The sequence below is a fragment of the Mycobacterium sp. genome, from assembly GCF_035274705.1.
Classification (GTDB): domain Bacteria; phylum Actinomycetota; class Actinomycetes; order Mycobacteriales; family Mycobacteriaceae; genus Mycobacterium.
Genome location: NZ_DATENY010000115.1, coordinates 17,222 through 36,732, shown reverse-complemented (window position 1 = coordinate 36,732; position 19,511 = coordinate 17,222). Strand labels below are relative to the sequence as shown.

The 19,511-nt window shown below is 63.1% G+C and carries 20 protein-coding genes; 4 read left to right on the top strand and 16 right to left on the bottom strand.

Features of this window, described 5'->3' with window-relative positions; genetic code table 11:
* Positions 1-38: 38 nt before the first annotated feature.
* Both VJV41_RS24305 and VJV41_RS24300 read right to left on the bottom strand, forming a co-directional pair.
* Positions 39-1,259, bottom strand: a complete 1,221-nt coding sequence (locus VJV41_RS24305) for a CoA transferase (protein ID WP_325338048.1) — start codon at positions 1,257-1,259, stop codon at positions 39-41.
* Entirely contained in the window at positions 1,256-1,495 is a 240-nt protein-coding gene (locus VJV41_RS24300) for a hypothetical protein (protein ID WP_325338046.1), read from the bottom strand. The genes VJV41_RS24305 and VJV41_RS24300 overlap by 4 nt, the downstream gene beginning before the upstream one ends.
* Before the next feature lie 84 nt (positions 1,496-1,579).
* On the opposite strand from VJV41_RS24300, the gene VJV41_RS24295 reads away from it, so the two are divergent.
* Positions 1,580-2,368, top strand: a complete 789-nt coding sequence (locus VJV41_RS24295; protein WP_325338044.1) for a GntR family transcriptional regulator — start codon at positions 1,580-1,582, stop codon at positions 2,366-2,368.
* Between the two features lie 114 nt (positions 2,369-2,482).
* Entirely contained in the window at positions 2,483-3,463 is a 981-nt protein-coding gene (locus tag VJV41_RS24290; protein ID WP_325338042.1) for a cyclase family protein, read from the top strand.
* A gap of 57 nt (positions 3,464-3,520) precedes the next feature.
* Here the strand turns inward: VJV41_RS24290 and VJV41_RS24285 are convergent, their stop codons facing one another.
* The 7 genes from VJV41_RS24285 to VJV41_RS24255 form a co-directional block, all read right to left on the bottom strand.
* The gene (locus VJV41_RS24285; RefSeq protein WP_414685049.1) at positions 3,521-4,990 is read right to left on the bottom strand and encodes an aldehyde dehydrogenase family protein; all 1,470 of its coding nucleotides are present in this window, start codon (positions 4,988-4,990) and stop codon (positions 3,521-3,523) included.
* 31 nt (positions 4,991-5,021) lie between these two features.
* Positions 5,022-5,426 carry a nuclear transport factor 2 family protein gene (locus tag VJV41_RS24280; protein WP_325338040.1) on the bottom strand — a complete coding sequence of 135 codons (405 nt, stop codon included), beginning with the start codon at positions 5,424-5,426 and terminating at the stop codon, positions 5,022-5,024.
* A 10-nt stretch (positions 5,427-5,436) separates the two neighbouring features.
* The gene (locus VJV41_RS24275; RefSeq protein WP_325338038.1) at positions 5,437-6,306 is read right to left on the bottom strand and encodes an LLM class F420-dependent oxidoreductase; all 870 of its coding nucleotides are present in this window, start codon (positions 6,304-6,306) and stop codon (positions 5,437-5,439) included.
* Positions 6,307-6,399: 93 nt separating this feature from the next.
* On the bottom strand, positions 6,400-6,813 hold the full coding sequence (locus tag VJV41_RS24270) for a sterol carrier protein (RefSeq protein WP_325338036.1): 414 nt from the start codon (positions 6,811-6,813) through the stop codon (positions 6,400-6,402).
* A gap of 32 nt (positions 6,814-6,845) precedes the next feature.
* Positions 6,846-8,114 carry a cytochrome P450 gene (locus VJV41_RS24265; RefSeq protein WP_325338034.1) on the bottom strand — a complete coding sequence of 423 codons (1,269 nt, stop codon included), beginning with the start codon at positions 8,112-8,114 and terminating at the stop codon, positions 6,846-6,848.
* 78 nt (positions 8,115-8,192) lie between these two features.
* Complete coding sequence (locus tag VJV41_RS24260; protein WP_325338032.1) at positions 8,193-8,396, bottom strand: ferredoxin; 204 nt, start codon at positions 8,394-8,396, stop codon at positions 8,193-8,195.
* 147 nt (positions 8,397-8,543) lie between these two features.
* A complete protein-coding gene (locus VJV41_RS24255; RefSeq protein WP_325338030.1) occupies positions 8,544-9,302 on the bottom strand; it encodes an SDR family oxidoreductase in 759 nt (252 codons plus the stop codon).
* Between the two features lie 118 nt (positions 9,303-9,420).
* On the opposite strand from VJV41_RS24255, the gene VJV41_RS24250 reads away from it, so the two are divergent.
* A complete protein-coding gene (locus VJV41_RS24250; protein ID WP_325338028.1) occupies positions 9,421-10,617 on the top strand; it encodes an amidohydrolase family protein in 1,197 nt (398 codons plus the stop codon).
* A 446-nt stretch (positions 10,618-11,063) separates the two neighbouring features.
* Here VJV41_RS24250 and VJV41_RS24245 read toward each other — a convergent pair whose 3' ends face one another.
* From VJV41_RS24245 to VJV41_RS24215, 7 genes are all read right to left on the bottom strand, one after another.
* Positions 11,064-11,882 carry a mycofactocin-coupled SDR family oxidoreductase gene (locus VJV41_RS24245; protein ID WP_325338026.1) on the bottom strand — a complete coding sequence of 273 codons (819 nt, stop codon included), beginning with the start codon at positions 11,880-11,882 and terminating at the stop codon, positions 11,064-11,066.
* Positions 11,883-12,037: 155 nt separating this feature from the next.
* Complete coding sequence (locus VJV41_RS24240) at positions 12,038-12,454, bottom strand: Zn-ribbon domain-containing OB-fold protein (protein WP_325338024.1); 417 nt, start codon at positions 12,452-12,454, stop codon at positions 12,038-12,040.
* Positions 12,451-13,569 carry a thiolase C-terminal domain-containing protein gene (locus VJV41_RS24235; protein WP_325338022.1) on the bottom strand — a complete coding sequence of 373 codons (1,119 nt, stop codon included), beginning with the start codon at positions 13,567-13,569 and terminating at the stop codon, positions 12,451-12,453. Before VJV41_RS24235 ends, VJV41_RS24240 begins: the two co-directional genes overlap by 4 nt.
* A gap of 83 nt (positions 13,570-13,652) precedes the next feature.
* The gene (locus VJV41_RS24230; RefSeq protein WP_325338020.1) at positions 13,653-14,579 is read right to left on the bottom strand and encodes a TIGR03620 family F420-dependent LLM class oxidoreductase; all 927 of its coding nucleotides are present in this window, start codon (positions 14,577-14,579) and stop codon (positions 13,653-13,655) included.
* Positions 14,580-16,442 (bottom strand): NAD(P)/FAD-dependent oxidoreductase, encoded by a 1,863-nt coding sequence (locus VJV41_RS24225; RefSeq protein WP_325338018.1) that lies wholly within the window; start codon positions 16,440-16,442, stop codon positions 14,580-14,582.
* A gap of 152 nt (positions 16,443-16,594) precedes the next feature.
* Positions 16,595-17,608 (bottom strand): phosphotransferase family protein, encoded by a 1,014-nt coding sequence (locus tag VJV41_RS24220; protein ID WP_325338089.1) that lies wholly within the window; start codon positions 17,606-17,608, stop codon positions 16,595-16,597.
* Positions 17,608-18,798, bottom strand: coding sequence for an acyl-CoA dehydrogenase family protein (locus VJV41_RS24215; protein ID WP_325338016.1), 1,191 nt, complete (start codon positions 18,796-18,798; stop codon positions 17,608-17,610). The genes VJV41_RS24220 and VJV41_RS24215 overlap by 1 nt, the downstream gene beginning before the upstream one ends.
* A 129-nt stretch (positions 18,799-18,927) precedes the next feature.
* Between VJV41_RS24215 and VJV41_RS24210 the strand changes: the two genes are divergently transcribed.
* Positions 18,928-19,509 carry a TetR/AcrR family transcriptional regulator gene (locus VJV41_RS24210; protein ID WP_325338014.1) on the top strand — a complete coding sequence of 194 codons (582 nt, stop codon included), beginning with the start codon at positions 18,928-18,930 and terminating at the stop codon, positions 19,507-19,509.
* The last annotated feature ends 2 nt before the right edge of the window (positions 19,510-19,511 follow it).

The following is a 19,511-nucleotide window of genomic DNA, read 5'->3' as shown; positions in this document are numbered from 1 at the left end:
TACCTCTCATGGATGAACCCCGCGTCGATCGTGCGGAATCAGGCGATAGCACCGGCCACTTTCAGGCCGACGATCTCTTCCCAGCTCAGCCCAGCGGCCGTCAAGACTCCGTCGGTGTCGGCCGCGTGCGCCGGCGCGGCCCGCAGGGTGGCCGATTGCTCGTCGATCTGGGCAGGGGCATGAATCAGCGGAAGCGTTGCCCCGTTCTCGTACCGCACCCACTGGAGATAGTCATTCGCCACGGCCTGAGCGTCGGCGAGGACGGCGCCGGGCGTCTGAGTGATCGACCACGGTCCGTCCTGGGCGTCCAGCATCCTCGCGCATTCGGCGAGGGTGTGTTGCGCAAAGATCTGATCCACGAGGGCAACACACTCTGCGATATTGGCCGAACGGGCGTTGTTGTCGGCGAAGCGCTCGTCTTCGACGAGGTCAGATCGGCCGACGGCAGCGCAGAACCCCGGCCAATAGCGGTCGGCGTCGAGCATCGACAGGGTGACGAATTTGTGATCGCCCGTGCGATAAACGTTCCATAGCGGATTGGGCGGACGGCTGCGGTCGAGCGGTGCAAGACGCTCCTGACCCGACGCGTGGGCGCCGGCGATCGCCGGCTGCATGGCCCACAAACCGGAACCCAGTAACGACACGTCTACAACAGCACCCTTACCCGTCCGTTCGCGTTGGAAAAGGGCAGCGGCGATCCCCCCGGCCATATGCACGCCACTCTGGATGTCGCCGTAGGCAGGGCCAGGCAAACCGATGGGATACCGGGCGTCGGGTGGCATGGCGGCGATGCTGACACCGGAGCGCGCCCAGAACGACACTCCGTCGTAACCACCCTTGTCGGCGTCGGGGCCCTTCGGACCGTGCCCGGTCCCGCGTGCGTAGATGATCCGCGGGTTCCGGGCCAGCACGTCGTCGACGTCAATCATGAGTCGCTTCCGGGCTGGCGCAAGGAAGTTCGTCACGAATACATCGGCCTGCTCGCAGAGCGACAGCAGCAGCTCCCGGCCGTCGGGGTGGGCAATGTCGATACCGACGCTTCGCTTCCCCCTGTTGAGCACTTCCCACAGGTAGCTGACCCCGCCTTCACCGGGCGCCACTCCGTAGGCGGCCAGGCCGCGGAGGGGATCGCCTGTCTCGGGATGCTCGACCTTGATGACGTCGGCTCCCCAGTCGGCCAGGACGGCCCCCGCGGCAGGACCAAAGGCGTACATGGCGACCTCGAGGACGCGCACGCCGCCCAATACGCCCTGAGTCATTGCATCCGCTCGGTCAGTAGCTGCCGGGCCTGGATCAGTTGTTCAACCCGGAGCTTGCTCTCGGCGCAGTCAACGCCCTCCCGTGCCGCTGCGATTCGGTGCTGAATTTCCTTGATCTCTTCGTCGAGTCGTTCCGCGGCAAGGTCGAGGGTCAGCAGATCCTGATCTTCCCAGTCAGACTTGCCTGCCACGGAGCTCTCGCCTGTTCCGCTCCTCGACTGGTCGTCGGTCCCCATATGGCGCCTTTCCTGGATCCTGGATACATAATTCCGCACCCAGGATAGCGCCCTTTGGAAACTCCGGCAGTTAGGATCAGGCACGTGGAGACAAACTGGACCGTGCTCAGCCGGCCACGCCTCGTCGACGACGTCGTCCGAGCGCTCCGGGAGAAGATCATTCGCGGAGAACTTCCTCCGGGTACACAGTTGCTCCAGATCGACCTCGCGGCCCAGCTCGGCGTCAGCCGCACCCCCTTACGCGAGGCGTTCCGGATTCTGGAGAACGACGGACTCCTGAAAACGTCGAACAACAACCGGACCGTCGAGGTCGTGACGTTCACCGCGGCCGACCTGCGTGATATGTACGAGATCCGGGAGGTCGTCGACGGATTGGCCGCCCGCCTCACCGCCGCCCGGGGCCTCTCCACCGACGAGGAGGCAGAGGCGCGGCGCCTCCTCGCCGAGATGTCTCGGACCTCGAAGCCGCATGATCCGCTGGGTCGAACGGAAGCCCATGCCGCGTTCCACTCGTTCTTCCTGGAGCACTCAGGCAACAACCAGCTGCACAGCTTCATTCCGCTGGTCCGCACGAGTTCCTCCGCGCTTCGGCTGCCGTTCCTCGACAGTCCCGAGAACGTCCAGCTTCCCGCCAACGGCGCGATGAAGAGCCATAAGGAGCTCCTCGACGAGTCGCAGGAGAGTCATGCGGGGATTCTCGAGGCGGTCCTGCAGGGCAGCGGTTCGACCGCGGAGAAGGTCGCCCGTCGGCACATCACCCGAACCCTCCGCTTCGTCGACAACTTCGACGACTGGCGACGCATCGTCGCCGAGGCGGCGGAAGTGCGGGACACACCGCCGCCGAAAGCCCGCGGCCGAAAGCGCGGCAGCTAGCGTCGCCAACCCTTCGCGGGTGCCTGCCTGAACATTGTATCCTGGATGCAGGCCACCTATGCTGGCTCTCGTTGATGGTGCACCGGCTACTGGCGGAGGATACGAGTGGATGGAATGGCTGCTTTCGACCGCGTCGCCGCCCAGGTGCGGAACTGGGGTCGGTGGGGCGCCGAGGATGAACAGGGGACGCTCAATTTCATAACCAGCGACAAGGTTCGGGATTCGGCAGAACTTGTTCGCACCGGCACGGTCTTCCCACTCGGTATCCCGTTGGGCGCCGACGGCCCCCAGGGCATATTCAAATTCCGCACGAACCCCGTCCACTTGATGACTGTCGACGGCGGCGACGCCACCCACTTTGCCGACCAGGCAAGGAACTGGACGGCCAATCCGTCCGCTCAGGTGATGGCCGGCATCTTCGATGCCAGCCGCTTCCGGTTCAACGACGACTACATCATGATGCCGCTGCAGGCCGGTACACAGTGGGACGCTTTGTCCCACGCCTACTACGACGACCAGCTCTACAACGGATTTCCCGCTCAATCTGTGACCAGTCAGGGTGCGGTCCACTGCGGGATCGACAAAGTCGACGGGAAGGGCATCGTCTCGCGCGGTGTGCTGCTGGACGTGGTCCGCCACCGGGGAGGTGGCACTGCACTGGAGCACGGCAAGCAGGTCACACCCGAAGAGCTCGACGAAGTAGCCCAGGCACAAGGTGTCACGATCGGACGCGGCGACATCGTGCTGATTCGGACCGGATGGTGGAACAGGTTCCTGGAGACCGGCGAGCCGGGCACCGAAGTGGCCGGGCTGAACTGGCGCTGCGCGCTATGGTTCCATGACCTCGAGGTGGCCGCTGTCGCCAGTGACAACATCGCCGTCGAAGACCTGGAGTCCGGCGTCGAGGGCATGTTCCTGCCGCTGCACTGCCTGTGCTTGCGAGACATGGGTCTCACCCTTGGCGAGTACTGGGACTTGACCGCGCTGGCCGCGGACTGTGCCGCGGATGGCGTCTATGACTTCCAGCTGGTGGCTCCCCCGCTGCGGGTCACCGGAGGCGTCGGCTCGCCGCTCAACCCGCTCGCCATCAAGTAGGTGGATGCGGCGTCATCGCCGCTGCGCCGCCCTATGCCGGGCGAATTCGTGGTGTCGTCAGCCTGGGTGGCCGATGACACGGGTGTCGAGGTACTCCTCGAATCCGGCCACTCCCCACTCACGCCCGAGACCGCTCTGCTTCATCCCGCCAAAGGGACTGTCGGGCGCGAACCAGGTCGCGCCGTTGACGTCCATTGTTCCGGTGCGAACACGCTTGGCCACTGCGAGCGCCCGCGCGTCCGACCCCGACCACACCGCGCCCGACAGTCCGAACACGGAGTTGTTGGCGATATCGACAGCCTCGTCTTCAGTGTCGTACGGGATCACCGCAAGTACCGGGCCGAAAATCTCCTCCTGGGCGATTGTTGCCTCCGGGTGTACGTCCGCTATCACCGTCGCCTCGACGAAATAGCCGGTTCTGGCGTCCCGCGGCACCCCGCCGCCGGCGACCAGCCGGCCACCCTCAGCCAGCCCCTTTTCGATGTACTGCAGGACCCGGCGCTGGTGGGTATCACTGATCTGCGGGCCCATGTGCGTATCCGGGTCGCGGGGGTCGCCCCACGGGACCTGTGACGCCGCGTCGGCCGCGATCTCGAGGGCGGACTCGTAATGCGACTTCGGCAGTAACAAGCGGGTTAGGTTGGTGCACGCCTGGCCGGAATGCCGGCTCACGCGGGACACGTTGAATCGCACGGCCGCTTCCACATCGGCATCGTCGAGGACGATGTTCGCCGACTTGCCGCCCAGTTCAAGGGCGACCTTCTTCACACCCTCAGCCGCGGCGGCCATGATCTGCTTGCCTACCGGGGTCGATCCGGTGAAGTGGATCATTTGCACATAGGGGTGGGCGACAAGCGCCTGGCCGACCATCGGGTCGGTGCTCGTGAGGATGTTGAGCACGCCCGCCGGAATGTCGGTCTCCTCGGCGACCAGCTTGCCGACGAAGTTGGCTGACCACGGCGTCAGCGGCGACGGCTTGAGCACCACCGTGTTGCCCGCGGCAAGCGACGGTCCGACCTTGCAGCAGAGCTGCTGGATCGGATAGTTGTACGGGGTGATCAGTGCATTGACCCCCCAAGGCTCGCGGATCAGAAGCCGGGCGTTGGGCGGGACCATCGCCGGGTGAGGCGCAAGCTCACGTTCAAAGGCGTAGCTCTCGGCGAGCTTGACGGAGTCGGCAAGTTCCGCAACCGGCATCTCGAGTTGAACGGCCTTGGTCATCTTGACCGGGCAGCCGACCTCGGCGACCAGGATTGCTCGTAGCTCCTCGATGTGACGCTGCATGGCGTCCTGCAGCTGCGCGAGACACCGAGCGCGAAAGGCATGATCCCTGGACCATGAGGTGCTCTCAAAGGCTCGTTGAGCCGCCGTGACTGCGGCGTCCGCGTCCTCGAGTCCCGCGTCAGGTGCCTGACCGATTTCGGTCTCTCGATAGGGGTCCACATTCGCGCAAGTCTTTCCCGAGCGCGCCGGAACCAGCCTGCCGTCGATCAACAGCGCGGGAGTGAAGGCCGCGGACAGGTCCACCTCGTCCATCACGTGAGGCAGGGCCACTGCTTCATACCTCCTTGGGAAGTTCGGTCATGGTCCCGGCGTCGTAGTAGAAGAGCTGGATCTCGGTCACCTTGCCGTCGCGCAATGTGAACTGCTCCAGCATGTGGGTGAGAACACCGCTCGCACGGTCCGGAATCCCGATGCAACCGACTACTCGCTCACCGTCAGCAATCACGTGATGCACCTTCACATGGGCCACGTCGAGATACTTGCCGACTATTGGGAAGAGGTGAAGAAACTCTTCCTTGCCGTGACATACCTTTCCGTATGGCAAGAATGGCGGCTCGGAAACGACGATGTCATCGCTGAAGTGGGCGAAGAGCCCATCGACGTCGCCGGCCATCACCGCGGCGTACATTGCTTCCACGATCGCCCGGTTCTGCTCCGTGAGGGACTGTTGCAGTGTCACCCATCCTCCTTCAGACGAGTCCGCCGAGCTCGGCGACCTCTTCAATGACGTCCTGTGGGTCACGGTCGGGCACCCACGGCGCAATGGAAAGCTCGGCGCCGCCCTCGTAAGCGACTTCCAGGTACTGCTTGTAAATGTCTGCCGTGCTGTAGATGAAGGAGTGGATCCGGCGCAGTGAGGCGGGATCGCGCCCTATGGCTTCACATTCGACGTCGAGTTGCTTCATCGCGATGTGCAGATCCTCGACGGGAAGCTGCATGTTGATCCAGCCGTCGCCCAGCCGCGCCGCCCGCTTCAGTGCCATCCGGCTCTGCCCGCCCACGAGGATCGGCGGACGGGGTTTCTGGATCGGCTTCGGCAGTGCCACTGCGTCGCTGAACGACACGAACTCGCCGTCGTACGTGGCCAATTCGTCCTGCCACAGACGCGTCATCGCCTCGATGTACTCGTCGGCCCGCCGGCCACGCCGCTCGAACGGGATTCCCAGAGCGTCGAACTCTCGCTTGCACCAGCCGACGCCGAGGCCTAGTTCGACCCGGCCACCGGAGAAGTGGTCCACTGCCACAACATCTTTAGCGAGAAGAACAGGGTTGCGCTCGGTAACGATAAGGATATTGGTTCCAAGCCGGATACGCGACGTCGTGCTCGCGGCCGCCATGAGCCCGAACAGCGGGTCGTACCAACCCTGGCGTTGCGCGAATGGCGGCTGCCCGTCGGCGCTGAAGGGATACTCGGGCTCGTACTGCTCAAACAGCACAACATGGTCGGGAAGCCACAGCGCCGAAAAGCCCATATCCTCTAAGCGTTTCGCCGCGGCGGCACAATCCTCAAGGGCGTTTCCTGGCTGCCCGTCAAAAAGCAGAATGATCCCAATGTCCACGACGTCCTCCTGTATGCGTGTCTCTCGTCGAGATCTGAATAAGCGGTCGTTGCCCCCGGCGGGCGGCAGAGCCGACACCATGTCGCCGAGTGATCACCGCCCGAACGATGCCTCTTGCAAGCCCGCTTCGCGCAGAATCTCCTGGTACTTGCCGGACAGGGGCGCAATCAGCGGCGCCGACATCAGAACCGTGGCCATCGAGCCCTCCGCCCTGATCGTTCCTTTCGCCACCGCCAGAGGAACATTGACCTCGCCGCGCCAGAACTCGTGCGCGGTGTCGGCCGTCATGTACAGGTCCACGCGCGGCACGACACTTGAGCCGTCCCCGAATTCCACGACACCGTTGCCGAAGTCAAGGGAAACGGTCGCGACAGGATCCGTCAGGTGCAATCTGATGGCGACGCCCGAAGCTCGCAGGTTGTTGCCAAGGTCTTCGGCGTCGAACGCCCAGTCGAACAACTGCCCGATGCACCGGTAGAGAACTTCGGCGTCGCTGTACACAGCCACGGAAAGCGCCTTTCTTTGGTAGGTCAACTTTTTCAGGACATCGTCGAACGCTGGAGGTCACGCAGCACCAGCACGTCGGTCGACGTGCGCTGGCCCGGAGTAAAGCGGACCGGCAATCTTGTAACCCCCTGCACCTGCCCAGATGACCACTCGACCAATGCTTCATCCTCGATCTCGAAGTCTGGGATTCGCCGAAGGAGCTCCTCGATCAGGACGCGCAGCTCGACGCGGACGATGTGCGAACCGAGACACCGGTGGATAGACGCGCCAAATGCGAGGTGCCGGTTGGTGATTCGGTCCGAATCGAACTCTCCGGAGCGATCGAACTCCCGCCCGTCCCGATTGGCCGCGCCGAGTAAGAGAAGGATGCGGTCTCCAGCTTTGATCTGCTGCCCGCCAATCTCGGCGTCCTGGGTCGCGGTGCGGGCTGGATTCACCGGAGCGTACAGCCGCAGGAACTCTTCGACCGCTGACGGGATTTTGCTTGGGTCCGCAGCAAGCCCTTGTCTGAGCTGCGGGTCGCGAGCGAGGTGCATGAGAATTGAGCCGAGAGCGCGCTGGGTGGTGTCGATGCTGGCGAGGACGAGCACGAAGCAGAAGCCCATCAGCTCCTCTTCGCTGAGGCGATGACCGTCAAACTCCGAACTCACCAGGAGTGACATCAGATCCTCCCCCGGGTTCGCCCGACGTTCCTCGAGCAGAGCGTAGAAGTAGGTATACAGATCGAGCATCGCCTCGGCGCCGGCTTCGAAGTCGGAGATCGCGAGGTGAACTATTTTGTACGTCCACTCATCGAACTTTGCCGCGTCGGCTGCGGGAAGGCCGAGTGCAGTGGTGGCCACCAGCGTTGGCAACGGATTCGCGATCGTTTTGCACACGTCGGACCGACCGTCCTCGATAAACGTGTCGATCAAGGCGTTGACAAACCTCCGGATCGAGTCTGCATAACTCTGGGCTCGACGAGGCGAAAAAGGAGCGGCGACGAGTTTGCGGTAGCGCTGATGGTCGGGCGGATCCAGCTCCAAGGGGATCATCCGAGTCGCCTGCGGGAACATCGGCAACGATGTCGGATAGTTCGAGAACGTCTCCGGACGATGGATGACGTCGTACGCCTCGGAGAAGCCGTTCACCACCCAGAATCCGCCATGCTCGTCGCTCTTCCCGATCGGACATTGCGCCCGCAGACGGTCGAAGGCGGCGTACCACACGTCAGTGTCGCGGTTGATTGCACAGTGATCGAATGTGGGATATTCGGACAGCTCGTCGAGCCCGATCTCGCGTCTCCCGGCGTGGTCATTCATCGTGAATACACCTTTCTCTCAGTTCTGCATTGAACTGCTGTGGCGCTGACGGGGCCCGCGTACGGCCCTGTGCGCCAATCACTTCTCGAGAGTGATTGCTCGTTCGGGGCACTCAGCACGCGCTCGCTCAGCAGCGTCTACGAGCGCGGTGTCGTCGCGGGACAGTCTCTCGACACGCACTTCGGCGTGACCGTCGTCGTCGACCGGATCAAAGAGGTCGGGCGACTCTGCATAACAGCGACCATGGCCTTGGCACAGGGACGCGTCGACGAGAACTCTCATTGTTCTCTCTCTCCTCTTTCGGGTTTCGGGGTAGACCCGATCGGTGACGAACGCGGTCGCATTAGTGCATCCTGGATGCAGTATCAGACACTAAGTGACGTGCACCACTGTGTCAATCACTCGAGCGGGGCAGGTCGTAGACCTCTCTCAGATCGACGTGTAACCGCCGTCGACAGGAATCGCGGCACCCGTGATGTAGGACGAATCATCCGAGGCCAAGAACACAGCGACACGACCCATCTCGATGGGACGTCCAACGCGTCCCATCGGCGTCATCGCCGTCGCCCCTTCAACAAGTTCGTCTGGAATGTTGTCGATGAGCGCCGTCTGAATCACGCCCGGGCAGAGGCAGTTGACACGGATCCCCTGAGCGGCGTACTCGATGGCGGCCGACTTGGTCAGCATCAGCACCGCCCCCTTCGACGCGCCGTACGCGCCCATCATGGGGACGGACACCATCGATGCGATCGAGGCCGTATTGATGATCGACCCGCCGCCCCCCGAGAGCATGATCGGGATGGCGTAGCGCATGCCGAGATAAACCCCTTTTGCATTTACCGCCATTACGCGGTCGTAGTTCTCTTCCGAGCTGTCGGCGATCGCAGCGGTCTCCCCGTCGATGCCGGCGTTGTTGCAAAGGATGTCGAGCCGTCCGAACGTCGATGTCGCCGCCCTCAGCATCGCCTCGACGTCCGACGCGCGAGAGACGTCGGCGTGGACCGCCAGACAGTTATCTCCGAGTCGTTTGGCGACGTCTTCCTGCTGGCCGGATATGTCAACAAGCACCACCTTGGCACCTTCGGCGCAAAAGGCCTCGGCGATGCCGACACCGATACCGGATCCGGCCCCGGTGACGAGTGCGACCTTACCGTCAAGTTTTCCAGGTGTTTTCAGCGTCTCCGGCATGAAGTCTCCTTAGTCGGCGGTTCCGCGGGGCGGATGAATCCAGGATCCCCGCTACCAGGCAAGCTAGCAGACGCCTACGCACTTGTGTATCCTGGATACACACTTACGAGGAGGACTTATGCCGCTGACTGCAGACATGCAACTGGTCTCGGTGGACGACCACCTGATCGAACGGCCGGGCGTTTGGCAGGATCGGCTACCGGCCAAGTACCGAGACCGCGGGCCCCGCATCGCGGAGGCCACAGGCACCGAAGAAGATCAGTACGGCTTCGGCCGCCAGGTGCCCAAAGGCAGCCAGGTGTGGCTCCTGGAGGACCAGGTGCATGCGCAGCTTGGCCTCAACGCGGTTGCCGGCAAACCCAGAGAGCTTTTGGGCACAGACCCGCTGCGGTTCGACGACATGATCCCCGGATGCTACGAACCCGCCGCACGAGTGAACGACATGGACCTCGACGGCGTGCAGTCGGCGCTACTCTTCCCGTCGTTCCCGAAGTTCGCCGGAACGATGTTCCAGACAGTCAGCGACCCGCAGTTGGCGCTGTTGTGCACCCAGATCTGGAACGACTATGTCCACGAGGAGTGGGTCACCCCCTACCCGGACCGGTTCATCCCGATCGGAATCTTGCCGTACTGGGACGTCGACGCATCGATCCAAGAACTGGAGCGCCTATCAGCCCGCGGGGTACGAGCGATCTCGTTCCCTGAGAACCCCGTCCCCCTCGGGCACCCGTCGTTCCACACCGACCACTGGGACCGACTCTTCAGTGCTTTCGAGGAGACCGACGTCGTCGTCTGCCTCCACTTCGGCACCTCGGGTCAGGTTCGACTCACCGCACCCGACGCCCCAATGGCCGTCATGATCACGCTCATGGGAACCAACTCCATGTCTGCCCTCGGCGACCTGCTGTTCTCGCCGGTCTTCCACCGCCACCCGCGCCTGCGGGTCTCCATTGCCGAGGGCGGAATCGGATGGCTCCCCTGGTTGCTCGAACGCGCCGATCTGACGTGGGAACGCCACCGCTTCTACCAGAACGTGAACCAAGAGGTCCGGCCGTCCGAACTCTTCAACCGGCACGTGTGGGGATGTTTCATCACGGACGAGTACGGACTCGAGAACCGCCACAAGATCGGCATCGACAGGCTCACGTGGGAATGCGACTACCCACACTCCGACTCATTCTGGCCCAACAGCCGCACCGTCGCCGAAAAGGCATTCGCGAACATACCCGACGACGAAACACGAAAAATCGTTGAAGACAACGCCCGCCAGCTGTACCGCTACCCAAGATCATCGACAACCAAACTCAGCACCTAGGCCACGCCGATTGTGATCCCTTGGGCCGGCGGTCGATGAGCCGGACGCCGCCCTCGACGAACGAACGTGTTCAGCGATCTGCGCATCCATGGCGCCGCGAACGCGTTCTTCGTCGTGGGCGAGATCCTCAAGGGCTGCCCGAGGTGCTCACGACGTCTGGACTCGCGCAATGGTCCATAATGCTTAATTGACCTGGTCCGCAACATCTTTCGGCCGCCCTACGCAAGTATCGGGACGATGGGATCAAGCGCGACGTGACGCTGATGCGCACCTCCGTCACGCATCCAGCAGGCCGGGTCTTGAATGAGGCGCGGGCGAACCTCCGTCAAGAAGAGTCGACCCCTAGATCACACTTTCCAACTGGGCACTACCAACTGCGTTGCCCGCATTCACAATTCAATCAAGCAACGCTGCTCAACAATGCTCGCGGCTCCAGCGCGCGATGCTCATTTATTGACCATGCCAGCATCCACCGGTAGCGCGACGCCGGTGACGTAGCGTGCATCGTCTGAGACCAGCCAAGCGATTGCGTTGCTGACATCACGCGCCTCGATCCGAGCGACCGGCATTGGATTTCCCAGGCCGGCCGCGAACGCTGGATTCGCGCCGGCCGCCGACTGGTCGAAGCCGACCAGCATCGGTGTATCGACGCCAGTTGGATGCACCGTGTTGACCCGAATATTCTGCGGCGCCAGGTAATTGGCGTACATCCGCATAAGACCTACAACGCCGTGCTTGGCCGCTGCATAACCAAAGTTTCCGCCGTTGGTGCCGGCGACCATTCCTTTCAAGCCGTTCACCGAGCTGGTGATGACGACCGAACCGCCCTCGCCCTGTTCGAGCAATGTCGGCAGGCACGCTTGGATGGTGTTCCACACTCCGACGAGCATTACGTCCACAGCGTCTCGGAATGCCTCATGGTCGCGGCCCTCGGCCAGACCCTGAAACATGATGCCGGCGTTGGCGAGCACGATGTCGACTCGTCCGAGAGCCCGGATTCCCGCCTTCGCTGCAGCGGCGAGTGCATCGGCGTCGCGAACGTCGACGACCGCCGACTCCATCCGTCGACCAAGCTTCTCGACCATTGCCACGGTCTCGGCTAGATCGTCGCGGGTAGCCATCGGGTAGCTGACGGTGCTGACCTGCCCGCATATGTCGACACCGATGATGTCGGCGCCCTCCTCGGCGAGTCGGACCGCGTGCGAGCGTCCCTGCCCACGGGCGGCGCCGGTAATGAATGCGACCTTGCCGTCGAGCTTTCCCATCAGATCTCCTTCAAGTGCAGAACCAGTGGCGCTATCGCCACCCGGGTGACCGAAATCTAGTTGTTCGCCTCGCTCGACGGGCCGACCACATCCGTGCTGGATCCAGGATACCAACCGCGTTCCGAACCCGTGAGCACCCGATGTTGACCCAAGCTTCAGCCGGCATGAACGGGCTCCCACTGAGGGATCGTCACCCCAGGCTCGACGTGGTCGAATCGGACCCGCAGCGGCATCCCCGGGTAGATATTTGCCTCTCCCGCAAGGTATCCGACGAGCCGGACCGTCGGATCATCGTCGAGGGCCACGAGTACCACAGTGCACGGAGCGGGAAACGCCTCATGAATCGAGTGATGCAGCACTGTCCAGGTGTATGCGGTGCCGGTTGGACGGACGTCACGCCATGTGAGCTCCCATGACCCGCATTGATGGCAATACGATTTCGGCAGATGGATGGTCGCCCCGCAGGTCACACACGTGCACACCACGAGGCGTTCCTCGGTCGCGGCTTGCCAGAATCCACCCGTCTCGTGATCGTCGGTCACAGGCAACGGGCGTTCAAGCGACGGATTCACGATCCCGCTCGCAGCATCAGAGCACTAGTCATCGTAGGAATACCCGACGTGACAAGGCAGACTTCGGCTCCACGGACCTGTGAGGTGGACTGCCCCCGCATCTGACGGACGCCTTCCGCAATGTGATTCATGCCGTGCAGGTAGCCCTCAGAGAGATTCCCGCCCGCGGTATTGATGGGCAGTGCGCCACCGACGTCGATGGCACCGCTTGAGGCGAACACGCCTCCCTCCCCTTTGGGGCAGAAGCCGTAGTCTTCTAGCTGGATCAACACCATGATGGTGAAGGCGTCGAAGAGCTGCGCCACGTCGACATCCTTGGGCCCGAGACCCGCTCGGCGGTACAGCTCTTCAGCCGCCTGCTTCGAAGGTTGTGTGGTGATCGAAGGGCGCATAAGTGTGGGATACACCTTCCCGGGCTGCACTTCTGGCGTCGTCGCCTGTGTGACTGCTCGGATCAAGACGACCGGGTGCGGGCCGTCGGCGGCGCGACCGGCCGAGGTGACGACCACCGCACAGGCCCCGTCGCTCTCCAGGCAATAGTCGTACAGCCGCAGAGGATCCGCGATCATGCGAGCGGCGTAGTACTCCTCCGCGCTAAGCGTTCGGCCTGCCATCTGCGCAGCAGGATTGCCGTTGGCGCGGCGGCGGATGGTTGTTGCGATGTCGCACAGCGCATCCGCACTGGTCCCGTATTCGATCATGTGCCTGCGGGCGATCATGGCGTACAACTGACCAGGCGCCATCAGGCCGTAGGGGAAGAAATATTCGTCGTACGTGCCGTAGCCGCCCTTGTATCGGGACTCACCCGAAAGCTGGATATCTGTGCCGCGGCCGTAACGCAGACCTGACCTACCGTTGAGTGCACGATAGACCAACACATTGGTTGCCTGCCCAGACATGATGGCCGCCACCGCCTGCCCGATCATGCCGCACGGAGCCGATCCGGCCATCCCGGTGATTCCCCAGAAGGTCAGATTCGACAGCCCCAACCAATAGCCGATGTCCTGGTGGTGAGTCGAGTCGTAGTCCGAGCGGACAACGCCGTCGATATCAGCGCAGGAAAGGCCGGCATCACGAATGGCCGCCAAACTTGCTTCGGCGGCTAGAGACGCCACGCTGCGGCCCGAGTGTGATGAGAACTCAGTAGCGCCGATCCCCACGATGGCGCACGTATCTCGGTGCGAATAGACAGGGTGATTCAGGGCAGTGGTCCTGTCATCGTCGGGAACGAGGCTTTGACCACGGAAGCGATATCCCGCCATGTTCCCCACGGCACGTCCTCGCGGTCGGCGGTGACGACCTGGACACAGACATGATCGGCGCCAGCGTCAAGGTGGGCCGCGATTCGATCCACCGTTACCGCCATGTCAGCGAAGACAACGAGCTCATAGATGAGCCGCTCCGAGCCGCCATCAGCGAAATCCGCTTCGGTGTAGCCCATCCGGAGCAAGTTTTGGCGATAGCTCGGCAGCGCCAGGTAGGGCGCCAGATGTTCCCTGGCCACCGCGCTCGCCATCGCCGGGTCCGATTCGTTTACTACCTTGACCACGGGGGCAAGGAACCGGTCCGGCCCCAGGACTGTGCGAGCCAAGCGGGTGTGGCTCGGGTCGACGACGTAGGTGTGCGCCCCGTCAGCCTTCTCCCGGGCGAGTTCGAGCATCCGGGGCCCGAGGGCGCCAAGAATTCGGCGGCTGCGTGGCACTGGAGCGCTCGCCGAATCCAACCGGTGAAAGTAGTCCCGCGTCGTGGCCATAGGTCGGTACGGCCTTCCCACTGCGGCCGCCCGCTTAGCGTGGCTGGCCCCGACCCCAAGCATGAGGCGGCCAGGGAACTCGTCTTCCATCGCGGCAAACCAATCCGCCGCCTCCTCGGGCTCGTGCATCAGCATGTTGACGACGCCGGTTGCGATCGGCACCGCCCGGGTTGCCCGGAGCGCGTTGGTTACATGTTCGAAGACCGCCCCTCCAGTTCCACCCGGAATCCACAGGGTGGTGAATCCCAGTTCCTCTAGGCCACGAGCCACCGCCTCGCACTTCGGTCGGCTACGGGTACGAAGTTGTGGACACCACACGCCAATGGTTCCGAGGTCGGGACGTCGGAGTGGGTTCGGTTGTGGCGTCGACACTCAGACCAGTCCGTCCCCATTGGCGGAGTTGGTCGGTTTCGAGTGCACGAGAACCGCGTCCTCTTCGTAGGCCTTGGAGTCTCGCCATTTGGAAAGGACTTCGATGTACTCGAAGGGGCCGCCGCCGTAGGCGTCCGCCCAGATCGGGCGACCTTGCTCAAAGTTGCCTTCGTTGTTGAAGTACCCCGGGGTACAGGCGTGGACCTGAGCCTCATTGAAGATCGACCGGGCGTCCATTTCCTCAACCCAGTTCTGTTCGGCCGTCTCCGTGATCTCCATCGAAACGACGCCGTCGTCGATGAGCCGGCTGAGCACACCGGCGACATGCTTGGCTTGCTCGTCGAAAGTGAAGGTCTGACTGATCGTGATTGCGGCCTGACGGATCCCGCCGACGATGAAGAGGTTGGGGAAGTTATGCGAACAGATCCCGTGAAGTGTCTTGACCCGTTCCGCCCAGTGCTCCGTGAGGTCCAAGCCGTTGCGGCCGAGGACCCGGAATCCCCCGGATCTGCCGGGAGACACTGCGGCGTCGAATCCGGTGGCGTAGATGATGCAGTCCACCTCGCGAAGGGTGCCATCGAACACAATGCCCTTGGGATCGATCGCATCCGGCCCTCGGCCTTGCGTGTCAACGAGGGTGACGTTGGGCCGGTTGAACACCTGAAGATAGTTGTCGGAGAACCCCGGACGCTTGCAGTGAGTGGCATACCAGGGCTTGAGCGCCTCGGCAGTCTGTGGGTCTTCGACAATCGCGTCGACACGAGCGCGAATGCGCTCCATCTGAGCCAGGTCGTTCTCCTCGACCAGTTTCATGAAGGCTTCCATGTCGGGCGCAGAACCGTCCTCCGGAATCTCGAGCGGCGGAACCCCCCAGATCACTGTCCAAGCATCGTTGGTCAAGTTCTGCTGCTGCGGCAGACCAAACAGGAGCGCCTCGAAGTTCTCACTGCGTCGGCGTTGCCATCCGGCTTCGAGGCTGGCGAACCATTCAGCGTCAGTCGGGCCGTTTCCGCGCCAATCGATGATTGTCGGCGTCCGCTGAATGACGTAGAGATGCTCGGCGGCTTCAGCCAGATGAGGAATGCACTGCAACGCCGTGGGGCCGGTACCGAGGATCGCCACCTTCTTGTCGCGCAGGCCGGTCAGATTGCCGGCGATGCTCCCACCGGTGTACTCGAAGTCCCAGCGGCTGGCGTGAAACCACTTGCCCGCGAAGGTCTCCAGTCCAGGGATCTCGGGCAGCTTCGGCCTGTGCAGAAGGCCACCGGTCCCGAGAATCACATACCGGGCTCGGATGACGTCGTCCCGGTTTGTGGTGATAATCCAGCGCAGCGCGCGCTCATCCCAGGACACCTCCTGCACCTGGGTCTGGAAGCACGCCCGTTCGTACAGCTCGAAGCGCTTCGCCAGCTGGCGCACGTACTCGAAGATCTCGTCGCCTCGGATATAGCGCTGGCTTGGCATAGTGCCGAGCTCTTCGAGCATCGGGAGATAGCAATATGACTCGACATCACACGCGACTCCCGGATAGCGGTTCCAGTACCACGTGCCGCCGAAGTCGGCGGCCTTGTCGACGATCAGGAAGTCCTTGACACCGGCTTCGCTCAGCCGCACGGCGGACAGCAGCCCGGAGAACCCCGCCCCGACGATGGCGACTTCCACCTCCGACTGGACCGGTTGACGCGGCTCGACGGTCTTGACGAAGGGGTCTGCCTCGAGCGCCGAGCCGATCTCGACCGGACGGTACTGCGCAGTCCCCTCCGGGCGTAATCGCTTCGACCGCTCTTCTGCGTACTTCTGTGCCACGGCGTCGGGATCGAGGCCGGTTCCGGCCCTCGGTTTCGGGGAATGCGTCTCGGGCATGCAAGGTCTCCTTGTCCAACGGGTCACCGGAGATGAATCCAGGATCCATACGACGACTGACGGTAGCAGATCTCCCATGCAATGTATCCTGGATTCAGGAATCCGATCTCTCAGACCTAGGCATCCAGAGTTTGTCTGTCGGTTCGTCTGGACTATGTCTTGCGGAGAGCAACCAGGCCGGCCGATGCCAGCTGTGGTACCGCGAAGCCGACCTTGTCGAATCCGGTTCCAATCGTCATGCCTTGCGTGTGCCGTGCGTGGATGCCCTCGGCAATCACGCTGGCCTTGAAATACCCCAACCCAACGTAGAACGAGATGTTCTCAACCACTCGCGCCGATGTCGCGGCATACCTCGCGACGCGCGCATCGGCTGTAGGGAGGCGCGGACTGGTGCACGCCGCCGCGCCGCCGAGCACCGGGTCGAAAGCGGGATCGGAGTAGGCAATATGCAAGCCGAGGTCGGCCAGGGGGTCACCGAGCGTAGCCATCTCCCAATCCACCACAGCTCGCACTGTGCCGGCATCCGCCGGATCCAGAATTGCATTGTCGATACGAAAGTCACCGTGCACGATTGATGCGCCGCTTTCCGCCGGGCATGCCTCGCAGAGCTGCTCATAAAGCCGATGGATGTCGTCGAGTTCCCTGGTGGCAACACGCATCCATTGATCACGCCAGCGTTGGAGCTGACGGGACAGATAGCCTTGAGGTCGCCCGAATCCCTCGAGTCCGACCTCGGCGGCGTCCACCGCATGCAGCTGGGCGAGTACATCGATGAGACCGTAGGCGCAACTGGCGATTTCCGCGTCTGTCAATGCGTCCAGCTCGGCGCGACTCCGGATGACCCGGCCGTCAACGTGCTCGACGACGGAGAACGGAACGCCGAGCACGTCGGGACTCTCCTCCAGAATGACCGGCCGGGCGACAGGCACTTTGGTGCCCTGTAACGCTACGGCCACACGGTATTCCCGTGCCATGTCATGCGCCGAGGGTGTCAGCACACCAAGGGGCGGCCGGCGTAGCACCCAGACGGACTGACCATCAGTGATCCGGTAGGTGAGGTTTGAACGGCCTCCGTGCAGAAGGTCGGCCTGGATGCGACCGGCGCCTGGGACCGCACGGTCGAAGAACCGCTGCAGCGCGACGAGGTCGAGCCCGGCGGCCTCCATCACCGCGTCCCTGCTTCGTGGCGCTTCAGCGCCCGGCGAGCAATCGACCAGCGATGCACCTCGGACGGGCCGTCGTAGATACGAAACGGGCGGACCTCACGCAGAAAGCGACCGAGAAGCACGTCACCGGAGACTCCGAGCGAGCCGCAGATCTGGAGGGATCGGTCGACGATTCGCCAGACCGCTTCGGCGCAGAACGTCTTCGCGATGGAAGTCGCCTGCGACGCCTGCTGTCCGTTGTCCAGCTCCCAGCATGCCTGCAGGATGAGACCGCGGGATGCGGCGATGTCGATCTCGTTGTCGGAGAGCATCTGCTGCACCATGCCCAGATCTCCGAGCCTTGAGCCGAAGAGCTCTCTTTCAGCGGCTCTTCCGAGCGCGATGTCCTGAGCGCGTCGGGCGATGCCCAGCCAGCGCATACAGTGCGTCATCCGCGCCGGACCGAGCCGGACCTGTGCGTAACGAAAGCCTTGGTCGACCTCGCCAAGCACGGCTTCATCCGGCACGAGGCAGTTCTCAAACAGCACTTCGAGGTGCCCGCCGTACAGGCTTTCGTCCAGGGTGTCGATGTGCCGGACCAGTTTCATGCCGGGATTGTCGCCGTCGACGAGGAACATCGTCGCGCCGCCGGGGTCGCCGGGCTCCCCTGACGTGCGGGCCATGCAGATGGCGAAACCTGCTCCGTCGGCACCGGTTATGAACCACTTTCGTCCGTCGAGTCGCCAACCTCCGTCGGTTCTGGTGGCCCGGGTGCGAAGTGCCGAGGGATCGGATCCCGCGCCTGGCGCCGGCTCGGTCATCGCGAAGCACGACCGGATCTCGCCTGCCGCCAAAGGCGCCAGATAGCGCTGCTTTTGCTCTGGCGTCGCGACGATCTCAAGCAGATGCATGTTGCCCTCGTCAGGGGCGGCGATGTTGAGAGCCAGTGGTCCGAGCAACGAATAACCCGCCTCCTCGAATACTGCAGCACGCGATCTCATGTCGAGGCCGCGGCCACCGAATTCTGGGCTGACGTGCGGCGCGAAAACCGCGGCGTCCTTAGCGGCCTGTTGCAGTTCGCGTCGCGCCGACTCGCTCGGGGCCACCCCACGCGTGGCTTCCTCGACCGGAATGACGACTTCCCTCACGAAGTCTGCCGTCCGACGCGCAAGGTCGGCGACGTGCGGTTCCGGTTCCAGATCGATCGTCATGAAGCTCCAATCGGCTAATGGTGATTAGCCTGATGAAACTCCATGCGGCTCTACGATGTCAATTGCACATGACGGCCGCCGAAGGGCGGTCCGGCTATCATGACCTAGCCACGGACGAGGGAGTGAGATATGAGTGAGGTCGCCACCTCCCGCACGGGCGAGATCCGCCGCGCCGCCTTAGAGCTGTTCACACAGCACGGCTACGAGGCGACGACCATGACCGACATCGGCTCGGCGGTCGGCATCCGAGGGCCAAGCCTCTACAAGCACGTGACGTCCAAACAGGAACTCCTCCTTCGGATCATGACAGAGACGATGGAGGCCTTGCTTGCCGAGCATGCCCGGGCCATTGCCGGCACGAAGGATACGACCGAGCGGCTACGCAGGGCCGTCGAGGCGCACGTCCGATACCACGCCCGAAACCGGCTCGAGGCGTTCGTTGGCAACCGGGAGATCCGAAGTCTGATGGAACCGCATCGTTCTACCGTGTTGGCCCAGCGAGCGGAGTACGAGCTGAAGTTCCGCACCCTGATCAACGACGGGGTGGCCGCAGGCCAATTCCATGTGACCTCACCCCGCTTGGCCTCCTATGCGATTCTCGATCTGGGAATGGGCGTAGCGACGTGGTTCCGCGAGGATGGTGAGCTCAGTGAGAATGAGATCGCCTGGCAATACGTCGAATTCGCACTTCGGTTGGTTGGCGCAACCTGATC

Bases quoted from the DNA above. Each gene is read 5' to 3' on its own strand.
- VJV41_RS24290 (WP_325338042.1), top strand. From the start codon at position 2,483: ATGGCTGCTTTCGACCGCGTCGCCGCCCAGGTGCGGAACTGGGGTCGG.
- VJV41_RS24225 (WP_325338018.1), bottom strand. From the start codon at position 16,442: ATGCCCGAGACGCATTCCCCGAAACCGAGGGCCGGAACCGGCCTCGAT.
- VJV41_RS24215 (WP_325338016.1), bottom strand. From the start codon at position 18,798: ATGACGATCGATCTGGAACCGGAACCGCACGTCGCCGACCTTGCGCGT.
- VJV41_RS24300 (WP_325338046.1), bottom strand. From the start codon at position 1,495: ATGGGGACCGACGACCAGTCGAGGAGCGGAACAGGCGAGAGCTCCGTG.
- VJV41_RS24210 (WP_325338014.1), top strand. From the start codon at position 18,928: ATGAGTGAGGTCGCCACCTCCCGCACGGGCGAGATCCGCCGCGCCGCC.
- VJV41_RS24305 (WP_325338048.1), bottom strand. From the start codon at position 1,259: ATGACTCAGGGCGTATTGGGCGGCGTGCGCGTCCTCGAGGTCGCCATG.
- VJV41_RS24255 (WP_325338030.1), bottom strand. From the start codon at position 9,302: ATGCCGGAGACGCTGAAAACACCTGGAAAACTTGACGGTAAGGTCGCA.
- VJV41_RS24245 (WP_325338026.1), bottom strand. From the start codon at position 11,882: ATGGGAAAGCTCGACGGCAAGGTCGCATTCATTACCGGCGCCGCCCGT.
- VJV41_RS24250 (WP_325338028.1), top strand. From the start codon at position 9,421: ATGCCGCTGACTGCAGACATGCAACTGGTCTCGGTGGACGACCACCTG.
- VJV41_RS24260 (WP_325338032.1), bottom strand. From the start codon at position 8,396: ATGAGAGTTCTCGTCGACGCGTCCCTGTGCCAAGGCCATGGTCGCTGT.
- VJV41_RS24265 (WP_325338034.1), bottom strand. From the start codon at position 8,114: ATGAATGACCACGCCGGGAGACGCGAGATCGGGCTCGACGAGCTGTCC.
- VJV41_RS24220 (WP_325338089.1), bottom strand. From the start codon at position 17,608: ATGGAGGCCGCCGGGCTCGACCTCGTCGCGCTGCAGCGGTTCTTCGAC.